1 protein-coding gene is annotated in these 1,105 nt (G+C 49.9%); it reads left to right on the top strand.

The genetic code is table 11. The features are described from left to right. A partial coding sequence (locus AC1M9K_RS14470) for a phage late control D family protein (protein ID WP_481589632.1) occupies positions 1-1,105 on the top strand: 1,105 nt, incomplete at both ends.

Here is a 1,105-nt window from a genome sequence, read left to right as displayed (position 1 = left end):
CCTTAACGAAGGCGTGCAAGCAGAACTCATCTGTCTCTCGACCAATGCCTTAATTCCACTCAAACAATTCATCGGCACACAAGTGGCCGTCGATCAAGTCACTGATCAAGGAACCCTGTTTAGAACCACTGGCATCATCACCGAAGCCTCACAAGGACAAAGCGATGGAGCACTGACCCTCTACAAACTTACGCTTAACGATGCAACTTCACTTTGGCACAAACGCCGCAACAGCCGCGTATTTATGAACAAATCCGTGGTCGAAGTGGTGGAAATCCTCTTTGAAGAATGGCAAAACAAAAGCCCACTCTTTGCCTCTAGCCTTAGCCTAGACCACAGTGGACTACAACAACAATACGACATCCGCCCCTTCATCATGCAAAGCAACGAAAGCGACTACGACTTTCTGACTCGTTTACTACGCAGTGAAGGCATTAACTGGCTCATTGATGAAGCCCAACCGATTGTACCGAGCAACAACAGCCCGATCGAAGCACAAAAGCTCCGCCTGATTGACGACAACAGCCAATACCAAGCCCTTAACCGACGCAACATCCGCTACCACCGTAGTGATGCGACAGAACAATTTGATACCATTACCAGCTTTATCGGACAACGCAGCCTACAGCCCACTGCAGTCCACCTACAACGCTGGCAAGCCACAGCCCTCGAACAAGAAGAAGGCGCAGGCTCAGTACAAAGCAAACACCAACACAGTGACCACCAAGACAATGCCAGCCTAGGCCTCGAACAAGCATGGCACATCAGCCCTGCATGGATCCAAGACCTCAAAGGCGAAGATCAAGCCACCGCCTCAGGCAACAGCCAAGTCGAAAAACTCAACCAACACCTCAGCGACTACTACGCTGGACAAAGCAAACAATTCATCGCCAAAGCCAGCGTCAGAGACAGTCAAGTCGGCTACTGGTTCAGACTCGATGGACACCCAGAAATTGCACAACACAGCGGAGCTGACCAAGAATTCCTCATTGTAGGCAAACGCTACTACAACCAAAACAACCTACCCAAAGACTTAGACCAACAAGTCCAACAACTGCTACAACGCAGCCAATGGACGCCAAAACACAAGACAAACACCAACCAA

This window comes from Acinetobacter sp. 24-47-67 (genome assembly GCF_056779735.1).
This window is presented reverse-complemented; position numbering and strand designations above follow the sequence as displayed.